Raw genomic sequence first — 16818 nt, 5'->3', positions numbered from 1 at the left:
CCCTCAGAACAGCCCCGCCCGCTCCGCCCCGCTCTCGAACGCCAGCAGGCGCTTCTTGCGGTCGATGCCGCCGCCGTACCCCGTCATGCTGCCGTTGGCCCCCACCACGCGGTGGCACGGGACGACGATGCCGATCGGATTGCGGCCGTTGGCCAGCCCGACCGCGCGGGAGGCGCCGGGGCTGCCGAGCTCGGCGGCCAGTTCGCCGTACGAGCGGGTCTCGCCGTACGGAATGCGGCGCAGCGCGTCCCAGACCCGCCGCTGGAACGGCGTGCCGTGCATACGCAGGTCGAGGGTGAACTCCTTCAGCTCGCCCGCGAAGTACGCCGCGAGCTGCTCCTGCGCCGCCGCGAAGGGGACGTCGTCGGGGGCGCCGAAGCTCTCCTCGGGCGGGCGGTGGCGCTGCTCGGTCATGTAGAGGCCGCACAGGACGCCGTCGTCGGCGACGAGGGTGAGCGGGCCGTAGGGGCTGTCGATCACGGTGTGCTGTTTCACGGTCACGGGGATTCCTTCGACGGGTCCGTTCAGCGGTGACGGACCGGTGGTCGGTGGTCAGACGGGCAGGAAGTTGATCGGATGGTCGTCCGTAGCCCACAGGTACTGGACGGCGTACGCGCGCCAGGGGCGCCAGGCCGCCGCCCGGGCGGTGAGCGCGGCCGGGGCGGCCGGGAGGCCGAGGTCGCGGGCGGCGCGGCGGATGCCGAGGTCGGTGACGGGGAAGGCGTCGGGGTCGCCGAGGGCGCGCATGGCGATGACGTCGACCGTCCAGGGTCCGAGTCCGGGCAGGGCCAAGAGCTGCGCGCGGGACTCGGCCCAGTCGCTCTCGACGCCCAAGTGGAGTCTTCCCTCGGCGAGTTCGCGGACGAGGGTGGTGAAGGTGGTGCGGCGGGTGCGGGGCATGGCGAGCGTCTCGGGGTCGAGGGCGGCCAGTGCTCCGGGGGCCGGGAAGAGGTGGGTGAGGCCGCCCTCGGGGTCCTCGATCCGCTCGCCGTGCGCGGTGACGAGACGGGCGGCGTGGGTGCGGGCGGCGGCGGTGGAGACCTGCTGGCCGAGCACCGCGCGCAGCGCGAACTCCGCCTCGTCGACCGTGCGCGGCACCCGCCGGCCGGGCGCCTTGTCGACCAGCGGCGCCAGCAGCGTGTCGGTGCGGAGCTGGTCGTCGACGGCGACGGGGTCGGCGTCGAGGTCGAGCATGCGGCGGCAGCGGCTGATGGCGACGGGCAGGTCCCGCAGGTCGCTCAGGGTGAGCCGGCAGGCGATGTGGTCGGGGCGCGGGGTGAGGGCGACGACGCCGTGGCCGTACGGGAGGCGCAGGGTGCGGCGGTACGCGCCCTCGCGCCACTCCTCCACGCCGGGTACGGCGGTGGCGGCGAGGTGGCCGAAGAGGTTGTCGGGGTTGAGCGGGGCGCGGAACGGCAGCCGCAGGGAGAGTGCGCCGGGGGCGGTCACCGTCCGGCGCGGGCGCCGGGCGCGCAGTTCGCTCGGGGAGAGTGCGAAGACCTCGCGCACGGTGTCGTTGAAGGCGCGGATGGAGGAGAACCCGGCGGCGAAGGCGAGGTCGGCCATCGGCAGGGCGGTGGTCTCGATGAGCAGCCGGGCGGTCTGGGCGCGCTGGGCGCGGGCCAGGGCGAGCGGCCCGGCGCCCAGCTCGGCGAGGAGCTGGCGTTCGATCTGCCGAGTGCTGTAGCCAAGCCGGGCGGCGAGGCCGGGGACGCCCTCGCGGTCGACGACGCCGTCGGCGATCAGCCGCATGGCGCGGGCGACGGCGTCGGCGCGCTGGTTCCACTGCGGGGAGCCGGGCGTGGTGTCGGGACGGCAGCGTTTGCAGGCGCGGAAGCCGGCCTGCTGGCAGGCGGCGGCGCTGGGGTAGAAGGTCATGTTCTCGGGGCGGGGGGACACGGCCGGGCAGCTGGGCCGGCAGTAGATGCCGGTGGTCAGGACGGCGGTGAAGAACCAGCCGTCGAAGCGCGCGTCCTTGGAGCGGACAGCGCGGACGCAGCCTTCGGTGTCGGTGTGCATCGCGTTCCGCATGCCTCAAGTTTCGGGCATGCGGGGGCCTCCGGCTGGCAGGAATCCGACATGGAGGTGGGCGGGGGGTGCGGGGCGGGTGGGGTGGCTGTGGGGGTTTTCGCCCCCGCCGCCCCTACCCTCCCCCAAGCTCTCAACTTCGTTCGAGCAGGGGGGACCCCCATCGTCCCCGGGGGGCTTTGCCCCCCGGACCCCCCTACGGAGCTTCGCTCCGTTTTGCGCAGTTCCCCGCGCCCCTATACAGCTCAGGCGAACTTCGTCGCCGTCGGGCGGCGGGACAGGCGCATGGCGTCGTCCACGTCCGTCAGTGGGCGGAGGCGGTAGGTGTACGTGTAGTCGCGGTCGGGGAAGAGTTTGTACTCGTCGTGGGTATGGGCGCCCCAGCTGTTGTCGCCGCCGACGCCCATCTGCCGGTGGTTGACCCGCAGCACGACCTTCTCGCGCGGGGTGAGCTGGTAGTCGTGGCGGGCCCCGACGGACAGGTCCTCGGGGGTGAAGTGGGAGGCGTTGACTTCGAGGAGCGCGTCGCCGGTGACGAGGAGCCCGGTGCCGTCGCGGCCGGTGAGCGCGGCCCAGCGGATGTCGGTGCGGTTGCCGTTCTCCTGGGGGCGGATGTACGGGGTCCACTGGTCGGAGACGGTCCCGGAGTGCACGCCCACGTCGGTGCCGTCGTTGCGGTCCCAGTGGTTCTCCTCGGGGCCGCGCCCGTAGTAGCGCAGGTTCTCGAGGCGGCCCGGCAGGAAGAGCATGCTGCCGACCTCCGGGATGTACGGCAGGCTCGACGCGCCCGGGTGCAGGGTGTGGTCGACCTTGATCTCGCCGTTGCCGAAGACGGTGTACGTGGTGGTGTACGCGGACTCCACGGTGGTGGGCAGGGTGCCGGTGACCTTGATCTCGACGGCCTTGTCGCGCAGGGCGCGGACGGTGACATCGGTGACCTCGCGGCGGGCGCCGGCGTCGCGCCAGGTCTGGTTGCGGGTGTGCTGGCCGTTGCCCTTGTCGTTGTCGGTGGGCGCCCGCCAGAAGTTGGGCACGGGTCCGTCGGTGAGGAGGCGGTGCCCCGCGGCCTCGTAGGAGGTGAGGGTGCCGGTCTTCTTGTCGAGGGTGACGGAGAAGGTGCGGCCCTTGACGGTGACCGAGCTGTCGTCCTCGTCGTGGCGCAGGGACGGCACGCTCTCCAGCGGGACGGGGGTCACCTCGGGGCTGCCCGCGTCGACGGGGATCTGCTCGCGGGCGACCTCGAAGCCGGCCCTGGCCCACGGGGTGTGCTCCCGGGTGGTGAAGGACAGCTCCAGGAAGTACTCCGCGCCGGGCGCCGGGTCCTCCGGGAGGGGTACGGGCACGGTGATCCGCTTCTTCGACAGTGGCTCCACGTCGAGCTGGGCGCGGGTGAGCCTGCCGTGCCGTATCGTCCGGCCGTCGGCGACGAGCGCCCAACTGCCGTCGAATTCGCGAAGGTTGGTGAAGAGGTACTCGTTGGTGAGGGTGAGCGCGCCGTCGGTGAGGGTGTCGTCGCCGGAGGACGGGGCGGCGTGGATGGCCTGCTGGACGCGTTTGATCTCGGCGGCCTTGCCGGTGTGGCCGCGGTCGGCGGTGACGATGCCGTCGGCGCAGAAGTTGCCGTCGTTGGGGCTGTCGCCCCAGTCACCGCCGTAGGCCGGGAAGGTCCGCTCGTGGGGGCGCTTCTCGGTGTGTCCGACGGTGGCGGCGTCGAACCAGAAGCGCACGCCGTCGTCGCCGGGTTTCCGCGCGTCGGAGGCGAGTTCGGCGGCGGTCAGGGGGCGGGCGTAGACGCGGGCCCGGCGGATCGTGCCGCTGAACTCGCGCAGCGCGTTGTCCATGTCGGTCGCGAGGGAGACGGGGGTGACGGTGCTGTCGGGGCGTGCGGTGGTGGAGCGGGTGGCCTTCACCTCGCCGTCGACGTACAGGGTGAGCGTGCCGGCGTCGGCGTCGAAGACGCCCGCGAGGTGGTGTTCGGAGCCGGTCCAGCCGTCGGGCAGTTTCCAGCTCGCGCTGATCCACTGGCCGCCGGAGTGGATGAAGAACTCCAGGTTCTCGAAGGACTGCTTGAGCGCGTACTGGGTGTCGCCCTTGACCAGGATGGGCTGGTGGTCGCCGGTGTAGCGCTGGGTGACCCAGGCCTCCAGGGTCAGCGAGCCGGTGAGGTCCAGGCGGTCGTCGCGGGCGAAGACGGTGCCGCCGCTGACGCCCTTGTCGCGGTCGAAAGTGCCCTGCGGGGCGAGGACTTCGCCGCGCAGCGCGCCGGGTCCGGTCTCGGTGAGCAGGATGCGGGCGGGGGTGCGCCAGTTGAGGCCCTGGTCGACGAAGTCCCAGATCCAGCCGCCCTGGAGGACGTCGTGGGCGCGGACGGTGTCCCAGTACTTCTTGAAGTTGCCGTTGGAGTTCCCCATCGCGTGGCAGTACTCGATCATGACGTACGGCCGGGTGTCGGAGGTGTCCGCGGCGCGTTCGGCGATCCGGGCGGGGCTCTCGTACATCGCCGAGCGGATGTCGCTGATTCCGGGGCGGTCGTCGCCCTCGTACTGGATGACGCGGGTGGTGTCGTAGGAGCGGATCCAGTCGTGCATGGCGACGAAGGTGCTGCCGCCGCCGGCCTCGTTGCCGAGGGACCAGATGACGACCGAGGCGTGGTTCTTGTCGCGGTGCACCATGTTGCGGGCACGGGCCACGCACGCCGTCGTCCAGTCGGCGTGGTCGCCGGGGTACTCGCCGTTGATGCCGTGGGTCTCCAGGTTGGTCTCGCCGACGAGGTAGAGCCCGTACTCGTCGGCGAGTTCGAGCCACACCGGGTTGTTCGGGTAGTGCGAGGTGCGGACGGAGTTCATGTTCATCCGCTTGATGATCGTGACGTCCTTGACCATGTCCGCGCGGGTGAGGGCGGTGCCGCGGTCGGGGTGCATCTCGTGCCGGTTGGTGCCGCGGAACGAGACGGGTTTGCCGTTGATGCGCATGAGTCCGTCCTTGAGGGCGAACTCGCGCAGTCCGACGCGGTGGGAGAGGGTCTCGACCACCTTCCCGGCGGGGTCACGCAGACGCAGTACGGCCGTGTAGAGGTACGGGTGCTCGGCGGACCACAGCCGGGGGTCGGGCACGGCCCGCGAGGCGGTCACGGTGACGTCCTCACCGACGTCGACCGAGCCGAGGTCGGCGCTCTGGTTGAGCGGCCGTGACCAGACGGCGTGCCCGCGGTCGTCGTAGAGCTGCGTCTCGACGGTGTACCGGCCGCCGTCCCCGTCGCCGTAGGCGCGCACGCTCGCGGCGACCTTCAGCTCGGCGCTGGTGTACCCGTCGCCGAGCGGGGTCTCCAGCTTGAAGTCCCGCAGATGGACGCCGGGGGTGGAGTACAGGTAGACCGAGCGGAAGATGCCGCTCAGCCGGATCATGTCCTGGTCCTCCATCCAGTCGCCGTCGCTGTAGCGGTAGACCTCGACGGCGATCTGGTTGGTGCCGGACTTCAGATGGTCGGTGATGTCGTATTCGGCGGGGGTGTACGAGTCCTCGTGGTAGCCGACGAGGTGGCCGTTGATCCACACGTAGTGCGCGGACTTGACGCCCTCGAAGTGCAGAAAGGTGCGCCGGCCTTTCCAGTCGCGGGGGACGGTGAAGGTGCGTCTGTACTGGCCGACGGGGTTGTAGCGGGTGGGCGCGGCGGGCGGCTGCGGCTCCTCGCCCCGGCCGTTGGGGCCCCAGTACGGGTACGTGATGTTGACGTAGATGGGGGCGTCGTAGCCGTGGGTCTGCCAGGCGGAGGGGACGGGGAGGGTGTCCCAGGAGCGGTCGTCGAGGTCGGTGCGGTGGAAGTCGGGGTCCCGGTCCTCGGGGCGGTCGCTGTGCGCGAACTTCCAGGTGCCGTCGAGGCTGAGCCGGTACGGGGAGCGGGTGCGGTCGGCGGCGAGGGCCTGCCGGAGGTCGCCGTAGGGCATCAGGGTCGTGTGCGGGGGCTCGGTGCCGACCTGGAAGGTGGCGATGTGCCCGTTCCACTCCGGGGTGGCGGCGGCGTCACCGGCCGCCGGTACCCGGCCGGTGGTGAGGGCGGCGGCGGGGGTGGCGGAGAGGGCGAGCCCGCCGAGGACGGCGGCGGTGCCCTCCAGGAGTCGGCGGCGGCTGACGACCGCCGGGCGGGGGCCCGCGGGCCGGTCGGCGGATGGCGTGTGGGGGTGCGGCATGACCGTGGCCTTCCTCGGTGCGACAGGGTGCGTACTGCGCTGACTGAGGTGCGTCTGGTTCTGTTCGCTGTTGTCGGTAAAACCAACTCGGCTGGTCACACTAGAACCAGGCGTAGGGCTTGATCAATGCTGTTGTCGGACTCTGTTGGTTTTGCCGCCAGCCGCGCCGGATACTGTCAGCCCCGCCAGATGTTGTCGAACGCCGCCTTCTCGATGCTGCGGCGCTGGCGTACCGCCTCCAGTTCGGCCACCGCGTGGTGGACGGCGGCCAGGACGGTGACGAGGGACTCGTCGGCGAGGCTGCCGAAGTCCTCGGCCGGTTCGTCGTGGATGCCGAGGGCGGCGGCGAGCCCGGCGAGCACGGGGTCACCGGCCCGCCAGCGGACGGCGGCGCGGCGCCGGGCGGGCGAGTCCACCAGGGCGGTACGGCCGGTGCGCATGGGGATCCACGGGTGGCGCTGCCGGACCAGCAGGCCGTCCGCCTCCAGACCGGAGTGGTACGCCGCCGCCAGCCCGTTGCCCCGGCGCCACAGCCAGTCCTCGACCGACTCGTACGGCACCTCGCGCCGCAGGGAGGCCCCGGCCGCGCGCAGCAGCGCGTCCTCCGGCTCCACCGGGTCCGCCGGGTCCGCCGGGTCCGCCGGGTCCTTTGGTGCCGCGCCGGGCACGATGCGGTCGCCGTCCAGGACGAGGGCGTCGGTGCGCAGCAGATCGACCAGCTCGGCGCCGGCGAGGGCGAGCGAGAGGTCGCCCTGCCCGACCGGGTGGGCGGACGGGACGTCCAGGCTGACGATCAGCAGGTCCCGGGGTGTGGTCATGAGGGCATCCCGTTCCGTACGGTTCAGCTGAGCCGGGCGGCGAACGCGTCGTAGGCCCGTTCGTCGAGTAGGACGAACCGGACCTCTTCGGCCTCCGTCCGCACGGACCGTACCGTTTCCACGGCGATCCGGGCGGCGTCCTCGACCGGCCAGCCGTAGATCCCGGCGGAGACGGCGGGGAACGCGACCGTGCGCGCACCGAGTTCGTCGGCGACGCGCAGGGACTCGCGGTAGCAGGAGGCGAGGAGTGCGGAGCGGTCCTCGTCGGTGGAGTAGCGGGGGCCGACGGTGTGGATCACCCAGCGGGCGTCCAGATCACCGGCGGTGGTGGCGACGGCCTGGCCGGTCGGCAGACCGCGGCCGTACTTCGACGCGCGCAGGGCGCGGCAGTCGGCGAGGATCGCGGGCCCGCCCCGGCGGTGGATGGCGCCGTCGACCCCGCCGCCGCCGAGCAGCGAGGAGTTGGCGGCGTTGACGAGTGCGTCGGCGGACTGGCGGGTGAGGTCGCCGCGGATCACGGTGAGGGTCGTCATCGGTGGTGCGGCCTCCTCATGCGTAGGTGTGCGGGATGGTGGACGACGGGACCGGCACGGTCAGGTCTGGCGCAGCCGGCGCCACACCGCCTTCGCCGCGTTGTGGCCGGACATGCCGTGCACGCCGGGGCCCGGTGGGGTCGCCGAGGAGCAGAGGTAGACGGCCGGGTGCGGGGTGGCGTACGGGAACAGGGACAGCTTGGGGCGCAGCAGCAGCTGGAGTCCGGCGACGGAGCCGGTGGCGATGTCGCCGCCCACGTAGTTGGCGTTGCGCACGGCCAGTTCGGGCGGCCCGGCGGTGGCGCGGGCCAGCACCCGGTCCCGGAAGCCGGGGGCGAACCGCTCCAGTTGGCGTTCGATCGCGTCGGTGAGGTCGCCCGTCCAGCCGTTCGGCACATGGCCGTAGGCCCAGAAGACCTGTTTGCCCTCGGGCGCCCGGGTGGGGTCGACGACGCCGGGCTGCACGGTGATGAGGAAGGGCGCGTCGGGGGCACGGCCCGTACGGGCGGCGGCGTGCAGGGCGGTGCCGATGTCGTCGCTGGTGGGGCCGATCTGCACGGTGCCGGCGGTGCGCGCCTCCTTCGCGGTCCAGGGCACCAGGCCGTCCAGCGCGTAGTCGATCTTGAAGACGCCGGGGCCGTAGCGGTAGTTGTCGTACGTCCGGCCGAGTCCGGCGATGCGGGCCAGCGCGGTGGGCGAGGTGTCGAAGACGTAGGCGCGGGCCGGCGGGAGGTCGTCGAGCCGCTTGACCTCGTAGTCGGTGTGCAGGGTGCCGCCGAGTGCGGTGAGGTACCCGGCGAGCGCGTCGGAGATGGCCTGGGAGCCGCCGCGGGCGACGGGCCAGCCCCGGGCGTGCGCGGCCAGGGCGAAGACCAGGCCGACGGCGGAGGTGGCGAAGCCGCCGAGGGGTGCCATGACATGGGCGACGAGCCCGGCGAACAGACCCTTGGCCCGCTCGTCGCGGAAGCGGCGCAGCAGCCAGGTGGACGGGGGCAGTCCGACCAGGCCGAACCGGGCGAGGGTGACCGGGTCGCGGGGCAGCGCGGTGGCCGGCAGCGACATGAAGTCCTTCGCCAGGGTGTCCCACTTGTCGAGGAACGGGGCGACGAGCCTGCGGTAGGTGCCCGCGTCACGCGGACCGAAGGAGGCGGCCGTCTCGGCGACACTCCGGGCGAGGACGGCCGCCGTGCCGTCCGGGAACGGGTGCGCCATGGGCAGCTCCGGCTGGAGCCACTCCAGGCCGTGCCGTTCCAGGGGCAGCGCCCGGAACGCGGGCGAGTTGATGCCGAGCGGATGGGCGGCGGAACAGGGGTCGTGCCGGAAGCCGGGGAGGGTCAGCTCCTCGGTGCGCGCTCCCCCGCCGACGGTCTCCTTGGCCTCGAACACGGCCACCGAGAACCCCCGGCGGGCCAGCTCCACGGCGGCCGTCAGTCCATTCGGCCCCGCTCCCACCACGACCGCATCGAGCATTGACGGCACCTTCGGACTCCTTCGCCGGCCGACGGCCACTGAGGCATCAGGATATGCCGCACCTCCGACGGCGCCGGGGCGCGGGTGGACGGGCGGCCCCGCTCACCGGGCGCCGCCCAGCAGTTCCACCACCCTGCGGGCCGTGGCGCCGTCGCGCGCGGTGCTGAACGGCAGGGCGTTGCCGCCGGTGATACGGAACGGCACGCCGGCGCGCGTGAGGTGGGCGCCGCCCGCCTCCTCGACCAGGAGCAGCCCGGCCGCGTGGTCCCAGGCGGCCTCCCACGTGAACGCCGTGGCGTCCAGCTCGCCGCGGGCCACCGCCAGGTACTCCAGGCCCGCCGACCCGCAGGGCCGCGGCCGGACGCCTTCGGTGCGCAGGCCGAGCAGCGCCTCCTTCTGCGCGTCGGTGGTGTAGTCGGGGTGCGAGGTGGCCACCTCCAGGCCGGCGGCCGGCTCCGGGGAGCCGGCGTGCAGCCGAGTGCCGTCGAGGAACGCGCCCCGGCCACGCAGCGCGGTGGCGAACTGCTCGCGGGCGGGCGCGTACGTCCAGGAGGCGAGGAGTTCGCCGCCCCGGGCCAGCGCGACCAGCGTGCAGAAGCCGGTGTCCCCGTGGACGAACTGGCGGGTGCCGTCCACCGGGTCGACTATCCACACCGGGGCCTGGCCGCGTATCGCCTCGTACACGCGCGGGTCGGCGTGGACCGCCTCCTCGCCCACCACCACGGAGCCGGGCAGCAGCCGGGCCAGCTCCTCGGTGAGATACGCCTCGGCATTGCGGTCGGCGTCGGTGACCAGGTCGTGCGGGCCGGTCTTCTCGTCGACCTCGCGGGCCTCCAGGCGGCGGAAGCGCGGCATGATCTCGGTGGCGGCCGCCCTGCGGACCGCCGCCTCGACGTCGTCGGCGTGCCGGGTGAGGAACTCGTCGATGGTTCCCGTGCTGAGGTAGGTGCTCTCGATCATGGCTCCATGAGAGCACGCGCCACTGACATTCCCGTCCCGCCCGGTGCACAGCGGGCGGAATCGGGGTGAATTCCGGGCGTGCGGGGCACCCGGCGCCGCCCGCCCCGCGTGTGCCGTCGGCACGGGCCCCGCCCCCGGCTCCGTCGCTCTCCCTCAGCGTCCCGCCGCGTACCCCTGCATCCCCCGCGGGTTGGCCGCCGCGGAGAGCACGCCGGTCTCCGGGTCCCGGGCGACCGCGCTCAGCCGGCCCTCCGACCACGCCTGGCCCACCAGCACGTCGTGCCCGCGCCGCCGCAGCTCCGCGACGACCGCCGGGTCCGTGCGCGACTCGACGGTGAGCGCGCCGGGCCGCATCCCGCGCGGGAAGAAGGAGCCGGGGAAGCTGTCGTTGTGCCAGTTGGGGGCGTCGATCGCGCCCTGGAGGTCGAGGCCGCCGCGTATCCGGCCGCGCAGCGCCACGGCGAGGAAGAAGTGGGTCCCCCACTGGTCCTGCTGGTCGCCGCCGGGCGTCCCGAACGCCATGACCGGCACCCCGCCGCGCAGCGCCAGCGACGGGCTGAGCGTGGTGCGCGGGCGGCGCCCCGGAGTGAGGGAGCCCGGCAGTCCCTCGTCGAGCCAGGTCATCTGCAGCCGGGTGCCGAGCGGGAACCCCAGTTCGGGCACGACCGGGTTGGACTGCAGCCAGCCGCCGCTGGGGGTGGCCGCGATCATGTTGCCCCAGCGGTCGACGACGTCGAGATGGCAGGTGTCGCCCCGGGTCGAACCGTCACCGGCCACCGTCGGCTCCCCGTCCGCGCCCGCGCCCGCCCCCGCCGGTTCACCCGGCACCGGCGACAACGGGCTCTTGGCGACGGTCGGCTCGCCCACGCCGAGCGCGTCGTAACCCGACTCGGCGGAGGCGAGACCGAGCGCGTACCGGCTCAGCCGGGGCGTCCGCCCGCCGGGCGCGCCCGGTCGCAGCTCGTACGAGGCCGCCGCCCCGATCAGGGCCCGCCGCTGCGCGTTGTACGGGGCGGACAGCAGCTCCTCCAGGGGGACGGCGGCGGCGTCGCCGTACCAGGCCTCGCGGTCGGCCATGGCGAGCTTGCAGCCCTCGACGAGGAGGTGGACGTAGTCCGCGGAGGCGTACGGCGGCAGTTCGGGCGGGAGCAGGGCGAGCTGCTGGAGCAGTACCGGGCCCTGGCTCCAGGGTCCGGCCTTGCACACGGTCCAGCCGTTCCAGTCGTACGTCGCGGGCCGCTCCCACGTGGCGGACCAGGCGGCGAGGTCGGCCGCGGTGAGCGTCCCGGTGTGGTGCGTGCCGCTGGTGTCCAGGGTGGGCCGCGCGGACTGCCGCACCAGTGCCTCGGCGACGAACCCGGTGCGCCACACCTCGCGCGCCGCGTCGATCTCCGCCTCCCGGCCGCCCGCCCCGGCGACCTCGGCGAGCAGCCGTTTCCAGGTGGCGGCGAGGGCGGGGTTGCGGAAGAGCCGGCCGGGGCGCGGCGGCTCGCCGGCCGGCAGGTACACGGCGGCCGAGGAGGTCCACTCCGTCTCGAACAGCTCCCGTACGGTCTCCACGGTCCCGCCGACGCGCTCGACGGGGGCGTGCCCGTGTTCGGCGTACCCGATGGCGTACTTGAGGACGTCGGCGAGCGGCTTGGTGCCGTGGTCGCGCAGGAGCAGCATCCAGGCGTCGAAGGCACCGGGCACGGCGGCGGCCAGCGACCCGGTGCCGGGGACGAGGTCCAGGCCGAGGGAGCGGTAGTGGGCGATCGTGGCGCCGGCGGGGGCGACGCCCTGGCCGCACAGCACCCGTACCGGGCCCCCGGCCGGGGCGACGAGCGCCGGGAGCTCCCCGGCGGGCCCGTTGAGGTGCGGTTCGACGACGTGCAGGACGAAACCGGCGGCAACGGCCGCGTCGAAGGCGTTGCCGCCGTCCTCCAGTACGGCCATGGCGCAGCCGGAGGCGATCCAGTGGGTGGAGGACACCATGCCGAAGGTGCCCTGGAGGGTGGGCCGGGTCGTGAACATGCGGTTCGAACACCTCACTGATGACGGGGGTACCGGGGAATTCCGGGGGTCCTGCATGGCCCGCGTGCCCAGGGGTACTGCGTAACGTCCCACCACCTACCGGAGCCCCCCGCCGGACGAGGAGCCCCACCGACACAAGCAGCCGGCACGAGCGGCGGGAAGGAATGAGCCGCGGATGGCGAAACTGAGCCCGGTCGATCTCCAGCAGGCCCTCAAGGGCGCCGATTACCCGGCCACCGGCGAGGACCTGGCACGGCTGGCCCGGGACAACGGGGCCGCGAGCGCGCTCGTGGACGCGCTCGCGGCACACGGCAAGGACGAATTCGACGGCCCGAACAAGGTCAGCCGCACCGTTTTCGGTTCCGACTGACCCGCGCGTCCGGGTCCGACCGACAGGGGCCTCTCATGTCCATGCAGTACGGCAACTCCTCCTCCGAGCCGGGGTCCGCCCGCCGGGTGTCCGATCCGGGGCCCACCGGCCGGGGGGTGGACACCGCCGGTCTCGTTCCGCCGGGCGAGACCCCGCCGGCCGAGGACGGCATCTCGGGAACACTGCCCCGTGACACCGAGTACAACCCGCCGCGCGGCTGGGCCAAGGCACCGCTGGCGATCATTCTGCTGCTGGTGCTGCTGTTCGCCGCCGGGTTCATCGGCTACGCGATCGGGGTCTGAGCACCCGCGGCCCGGGTGCGCCGGGTCAGCCGGCCTTCTTCCAGGCCGTGGTGCCGAGCCGTCCCGTGTTGCCGAGGTCCAGGCCGCCGTCGACGGTCAGCACCGTGGTGGCGGCGCCCTTGACGGGGGCGATCCGCAGATAGGGGGCGTTGACGGCGGTGGTGGTGGGGTCGGTGACGGTGTTGCGCCACACCAGCGAGGTGGTGGCGGACTCGCCGCGGGCCAGGGCGACGGGATGCGGTCCGGGGTCGTCGAGCGTGGTGATCTCCCCCGGCCCCTTCAATACCTTCACGTCGTCGAGGGGTTCGTGGTCCGCGTCGAGCACGGTGAGGACGGGGTAGCCGCCGAGCCGGTGGACCGCCTTGCCGCAGTTGGTCAGCCGTACGGTCATCCCGCGCAACCCCATGGCCGCGTCGACGAGCCCCGGCTCGATGCGCACGCCGGAGGCGGGGCAGGCGGTGCTGGTGGGTGTCGGCGAACGCGTCGGCTCGCCCGGCAGGGCGCCGGTCCGCACCTCGCCGGGGGTCACGGCGGGCACCGCCGGGGTCGTCGCCGGTGCCGCGTCCGGGCGGCGGTCGGGATCGCTCTCCCGGTCCAGCTCCGCCGACAGCCCGCAGCCGACGGCCAGCAGGGAGACGACGAGGAGTCCGGCGGCGCTGCGGAGACGGCGGTGAACGGTCACGACGTGATCATGCCACGCGGCCCGGATCGGCGGGCCCACGGCCGGTCGCGGTAACCGGCGGTAGCACGCCGGTCGTCGGCCACGGTGACCGGAAACGGCGGGCCCGCGGTCGGTCACAGTGACCGCACAGGCACGGAGCGAGTTCGGCCTTTCCCCGCACAGGGAGTCGTGTGAGACTGTGCCTCCCGTCCGCAGTGCGGACCCTTTCCGCACCCTCCCCCACGAGAAGTGCCCGTGCGCTCACTTCCCCTGCCCCTCGCGCTCACCGCGCGACTGCTGCCGGTCGCCGTGCTCGCCTCGGCGGGCTGGGCACTGTCCTCCGGCCCCCTCGCCTCCGCGTCCGACTCGGACTCCGGCCATTCCGCCGCGGAGCGGTCGCCGGACGCCGGGAGTTCGGCCGGGAAGAAGGACGGCGACGGCTCCGGCTCGTCCGCCTCCCCCGCGGCCAAGGCGTACGACGCGGCGCCCGCGGCCTGCGACAGCATCGCCGAGAAGACCGTCAAGTCCCTTGTGCCGGGCGCCAAGACGGCCGGCAAGGAGATTCCGTCCACGGACGAGGCGGTGCGCCGCACCTGCTCCTGGAACGCCCTCAAGGGCTTCGACTACCGCTGGCTCGACGTCTCCTTCGAGATCGCGGACTCGGTGAAGGCCGCGCAGACGGCGTACGAGGACCGTACGAAGGAGAAGAGCGGCGGCGGCGCGGTGCCCGGACTCGGTGACCAGGGCTACTCCGTCGTCAACCTCACCACCGACAAGAAGCAGCAGACCCGCGAGGGCGTGGTGCTGGCCCGGGTGTCCAACGCGCTGGTGGTCGTCACCTACAACGGCAGCGACTTCGAGTCGAAGAAGGCGCCGGGCACGGACGAGATCAACAAGGGTGCGATCAAGGCGGCCAAGGAGGCGGTGGCGGCGCTGGGGAAGGGCTGACGGCCCCGATCCGCCCCGTTTCAGCCCGCGTTGACGGCGGGGATCACCGTGGTCCCGTACGCGTCGATGACGTCTTCCTGGGCGTCGTGCATGTCGTAGAGCGCGAACTGGTCGACGCCCAGGTCCCGCAGGGCGCGGAGTTTCTCGATGTGTGCCTGCGCTGGGCCGAGGACGCAGAACCGGTCGACGATGTCGTCCGGCACGAACGCGGTGTCCGGGTTGTCGGCACGGCCGTGGTGGGAGTAGTCGTAGCCCTCGCGGGACTTGATGTAGTCGGTGAGCGCGTCGGGCACGGCGGCGGAGTGCTCCCCGTAGCGGGCGACGAGGTCGGCGACGTGGTTGCCGACCATGCCGCCGAACCACCGGCACTGTTCCCGCGCGTGGGCGAGCGCCTCGGGCGAGTCGTCGGCGGTGACGTACGCGGGGGCGGCGACGCACACCGTCACCTCGCCGGGGTCGCGCCCGGCCGCCGCGGCGGCGTCCTTCACGGTGCGCACCATGGAGGCGGTGAGGTAGGGGTCGGCGAGCTGGAGGATGAACCCGTCGGCCTCCTCCCCCGCCATCCGCAGCGCCTTCGGCCCGTACGCGGCCATCCACACCGGGAGCTGAGCCCCCGGCCGGACCCACGGGAACCGGACGACCGTGCCGCCGCCGAGGTCGGCCTCCTCGCCCCGTGCCAGGGCCCGGATCACCTTCATCGCCGCGCTGATCCGGGCCAGGGTGTGGGGCTTACGGCCCGCGACACGCATCGCGGAGTCGCCGCGGCCGATCCCGCACACCGTGCGGTTGCCGAACATGTCGTTGAGGGTGGCGAAGGTGGAGGCGGTCACCTCCCAGGTGCGGGTGCCGGGGTTGGTGACCATCGGACCGACGGTCAGGGTGTCGGTGTGCGCCAGGATCTGGCTGTGGATGACGAACGGTTCCTGCCAGAGCACGGCCGAGTCGAAGGTCCAGCCGTACGTGAAGCCGTTGCGCTCGGCGCGCCGCATCAGGTCGACGACGCGCGAGGCGGGCGGGTCGGTCTGCAGGACGAGTCCGAAGTCCATGCGTCCGTCATCCATGCGCCACTCCTGGAAGGGTCCGGGTCGCCGACGGCGGCCGTCAGCCGAGGTACTGACAGGTGGCGCGCGGGAGGTATCTGCCGTGGCCCGCGCGGCCGGTGAACTCCCCCGCCGTGACGACCGGTTCGCCCCGCGAGAGCACGGTCTCGACCCGGCCGGTGATCCGCCGCCCCTCGTACGCCGAGTAGTCGACGTTCATGTGGTGGCTCGCGGCGGAGAGGACCTGCTCGGCGCCCGGGTCGTAGACGACGAGGTCGGCGTCGGAGCCGGGGGCGAGCGTGCCCTTCCTCGGGTAGAGGCCGAACATGCGGGCCGGGGTGGCGCAGGCGAGCTCGATCCAGCGGCGGCGGGAGAGGTGCCCGTCGACGACGGCCTGGTGGAGGAGGTCCATGCGGTTCTCCACCCCCGGCAGCCCGTTGGGGATCTTCGAGAAGTCGCCGCGGCCCAGCTCCTTCTGCCCGGTGAAGCAGAACGGGCAGTGGTCGGTGGAGACGACCTGGAGGTCGTTGGTGCGCAGCCCCCTCCACAGCGCCGCCTGGTGCTCGCGCGGGCGCAGCGGGGTGCTGCACACGTACTTGGCGCCCTCGAAGTCCGGCTCGGCGAGGTTGTCGGTGGACAGGAACAGATACTGCGGGCAGGTCTCGCCGAAGACGGGCAGCCCGTCGTCGCGGGCCCTGGCCAGTTCGGCGAGCGCCTCCCGCGCCGAGACGTGCACGACGTACAGGGGCGCCCCGGCGACCTGCGCGAGCCGGATGGCGCGGTGGGTGGCCTCGGCCTCCAGGAGGGCCTTGCGGACCTCGCCGTGGAAGCGGGGGTCGGTGTCGCCGCGGGCGAGGGCCTGCTCGACGAGGACGTCGATGGCGATGCCGTTCTCGGCGTGCATCATGATGAGCCCGCCGTTTCCGGCGGCGCGCTGCATGGCGCGCAGGATCTGGCCGTCGTCGGAGTAGAAGACCCCCGGGTAGGCCATGAACTGCTTGAACGAGGTCACGCCGTCGTGGTCGACGAGGCGGTCCATCTCCTTGAGCGTCGCGTCGTTGACGTCCGAGACGATCATGTGGAAGCCGTAGTCGATCGCGCAGTTGCCCTCCGCCTTGGCGTGCCAGGCGTCCAGGCCCTCGCGCAGGGTGCCGCCGACGCTCTGGATGGCGAAGTCGACGATGGTGGTGGTGCCGCCCCAGGCGGCGGCCCGGGTGCCGGTCTCGAAGGTGTCGGAGGCGTAGGTGCCGCCGAAGGGCATCTCCATGTGGGTGTGGCCGTCGACGCCGCCCGGGATGACGTACTTGCCGGTGGCGTCGAGGGTGCGCTCGGCGGTGAACGCCTCGGCGGCCGGGGTGCCGGTGGTGGCGAGGGCGGCGATACGGCCGTCCTCGATCAGGACGTCGGCGTGGAGTTCGTCGGAGGCGGTGACGACGAGGCCGCCACGGACGACGGTACGGCTGCTCATGCTGCCTGCCTCTCCCTGTC

General features: G+C 73.1%; 14 protein-coding genes. 3 read left to right on the top strand and 11 right to left on the bottom strand.

Translation table 11 applies throughout. The features are described from left to right. Nucleotides 1-3: 3 nt before the first annotated feature. The 8 genes from OIE12_RS26950 to OIE12_RS26915 all read right to left on the bottom strand — a co-directional run bounded on the left by OIE12_RS26950 (nucleotide 4) and on the right by OIE12_RS26915 (nucleotide 12009). The gene (locus OIE12_RS26950) at nucleotides 4-495 is read right to left on the bottom strand and encodes a methylated-DNA--[protein]-cysteine S-methyltransferase (protein WP_329142249.1); all 492 of its coding nucleotides are present in this window, start codon (nucleotides 493-495) and stop codon (nucleotides 4-6) included. Between the two features lie 57 nt (nucleotides 496-552). Then, complete coding sequence (locus OIE12_RS26945) at nucleotides 553-2019, bottom strand: AlkA N-terminal domain-containing protein (RefSeq protein ID WP_329142247.1); 1467 nt, start codon at nucleotides 2017-2019, stop codon at nucleotides 553-555. Nucleotides 2020-2273: 254 nt separating this feature from the next. Continuing rightward, complete coding sequence (locus OIE12_RS26940) at nucleotides 2274-6215, bottom strand: glycoside hydrolase family 2 TIM barrel-domain containing protein (protein ID WP_329139620.1); 3942 nt, start codon at nucleotides 6213-6215, stop codon at nucleotides 2274-2276. Nucleotides 6216-6391: 176 nt separating this feature from the next. Next, nucleotides 6392-7033, bottom strand: coding sequence for a GPP34 family phosphoprotein (locus OIE12_RS26935; protein ID WP_329139618.1), 642 nt, complete (start codon nucleotides 7031-7033; stop codon nucleotides 6392-6394). 23 nt (nucleotides 7034-7056) lie between these two features. Further along, complete coding sequence (locus OIE12_RS26930; protein WP_329139616.1) at nucleotides 7057-7566, bottom strand: O-acetyl-ADP-ribose deacetylase; 510 nt, start codon at nucleotides 7564-7566, stop codon at nucleotides 7057-7059. A 60-nt stretch (nucleotides 7567-7626) separates the two neighbouring features. Beyond that, a complete protein-coding gene (locus OIE12_RS26925) occupies nucleotides 7627-9036 on the bottom strand; it encodes a phytoene desaturase family protein (RefSeq protein ID WP_329139614.1) in 1410 nt (469 codons plus the stop codon). Between the two features lie 102 nt (nucleotides 9037-9138). Further along, complete coding sequence (locus OIE12_RS26920; protein ID WP_329139612.1) at nucleotides 9139-9996, bottom strand: inositol monophosphatase family protein; 858 nt, start codon at nucleotides 9994-9996, stop codon at nucleotides 9139-9141. Between the two features lie 153 nt (nucleotides 9997-10149). Continuing rightward, nucleotides 10150-12009, bottom strand: coding sequence for a gamma-glutamyltransferase family protein (locus tag OIE12_RS26915; protein WP_329139610.1), 1860 nt, complete (start codon nucleotides 12007-12009; stop codon nucleotides 10150-10152). A gap of 175 nt (nucleotides 12010-12184) precedes the next feature. Between OIE12_RS26915 and OIE12_RS26910 the strand changes: the two genes are divergently transcribed. Both OIE12_RS26910 and OIE12_RS26905 read left to right on the top strand, forming a co-directional pair. Then, a complete protein-coding gene (locus tag OIE12_RS26910; RefSeq protein WP_329139608.1) occupies nucleotides 12185-12379 on the top strand; it encodes a DUF2795 domain-containing protein in 195 nt (64 codons plus the stop codon). Nucleotides 12380-12414: 35 nt separating this feature from the next. Next, nucleotides 12415-12681, top strand: coding sequence for a DUF6480 family protein (locus OIE12_RS26905; protein ID WP_329139607.1), 267 nt, complete (start codon nucleotides 12415-12417; stop codon nucleotides 12679-12681). Nucleotides 12682-12706: 25 nt separating this feature from the next. On the opposite strand, the gene OIE12_RS26900 is transcribed toward OIE12_RS26905, so the two are convergent. Beyond that, nucleotides 12707-13363 carry a DUF4232 domain-containing protein gene (locus tag OIE12_RS26900; protein ID WP_329139605.1) on the bottom strand — a complete coding sequence of 219 codons (657 nt, stop codon included), beginning with the start codon at nucleotides 13361-13363 and terminating at the stop codon, nucleotides 12707-12709. Between the two features lie 234 nt (nucleotides 13364-13597). On the opposite strand from OIE12_RS26900, the gene OIE12_RS26895 reads away from it, so the two are divergent. Then, on the top strand, nucleotides 13598-14290 hold the full coding sequence (locus OIE12_RS26895; protein ID WP_329139603.1) for a hypothetical protein: 693 nt from the start codon (nucleotides 13598-13600) through the stop codon (nucleotides 14288-14290). 20 nt (nucleotides 14291-14310) lie between these two features. Here the strand turns inward: OIE12_RS26895 and OIE12_RS26890 are convergent, their stop codons facing one another. Continuing rightward, nucleotides 14311-15336 (bottom strand): TIGR03842 family LLM class F420-dependent oxidoreductase, encoded by a 1026-nt coding sequence (locus tag OIE12_RS26890; RefSeq protein ID WP_329142245.1) that lies wholly within the window; start codon nucleotides 15334-15336, stop codon nucleotides 14311-14313. A 55-nt stretch (nucleotides 15337-15391) separates the two neighbouring features. Further along, nucleotides 15392-16798: a dihydropyrimidinase gene (hydA, locus tag OIE12_RS26885; RefSeq protein ID WP_329139601.1), complete on the bottom strand. Its 1407-nt coding sequence runs from the start codon at nucleotides 16796-16798 to the stop codon at nucleotides 15392-15394. Nucleotides 16799-16818: the final 20 nt, after the last annotated feature.

This window comes from Streptomyces sp. NBC_00670 (assembly GCF_036226765.1).
GTDB lineage: Bacteria > Actinomycetota > Actinomycetes > Streptomycetales > Streptomycetaceae > Streptomyces.
The sequence above is the reverse complement of the archived record's forward strand: the minus strand, read 5'-3'. Positions and strand labels throughout refer to the sequence as shown.

Excerpts from the sequence above, each read along its gene's own strand:
- OIE12_RS26945 (WP_329142247.1), bottom strand. The coding sequence starts at position 2,019 with ATGCACACCGACACCGAAGGCTGCGTCCGCGCTGTCCGCTCCAAGGAC.
- OIE12_RS26940 (WP_329139620.1), bottom strand. The coding sequence starts at position 6,215 with ATGCCGCACCCCCACACGCCATCCGCCGACCGGCCCGCGGGCCCCCGC.
- OIE12_RS26935 (WP_329139618.1), bottom strand. The coding sequence starts at position 7,033 with ATGACCACACCCCGGGACCTGCTGATCGTCAGCCTGGACGTCCCGTCC.
- OIE12_RS26930 (WP_329139616.1), bottom strand. The coding sequence starts at position 7,566 with ATGACGACCCTCACCGTGATCCGCGGCGACCTCACCCGCCAGTCCGCC.
- OIE12_RS26925 (WP_329139614.1), bottom strand. The coding sequence starts at position 9,036 with ATGCTCGATGCGGTCGTGGTGGGAGCGGGGCCGAATGGACTGACGGCC.
- OIE12_RS26920 (WP_329139612.1), bottom strand. The coding sequence starts at position 9,996 with ATGATCGAGAGCACCTACCTCAGCACGGGAACCATCGACGAGTTCCTC.
- OIE12_RS26915 (WP_329139610.1), bottom strand. The coding sequence starts at position 12,009 with ATGTTCACGACCCGGCCCACCCTCCAGGGCACCTTCGGCATGGTGTCC.
- OIE12_RS26910 (WP_329139608.1), top strand. The coding sequence starts at position 12,185 with ATGGCGAAACTGAGCCCGGTCGATCTCCAGCAGGCCCTCAAGGGCGCC.
- OIE12_RS26905 (WP_329139607.1), top strand. The coding sequence starts at position 12,415 with ATGTCCATGCAGTACGGCAACTCCTCCTCCGAGCCGGGGTCCGCCCGC.
- OIE12_RS26890 (WP_329142245.1), bottom strand. The coding sequence starts at position 15,336 with ATGGACTTCGGACTCGTCCTGCAGACCGACCCGCCCGCCTCGCGCGTC.
- hydA (WP_329139601.1), bottom strand. The coding sequence starts at position 16,798 with ATGAGCAGCCGTACCGTCGTCCGTGGCGGCCTCGTCGTCACCGCCTCC.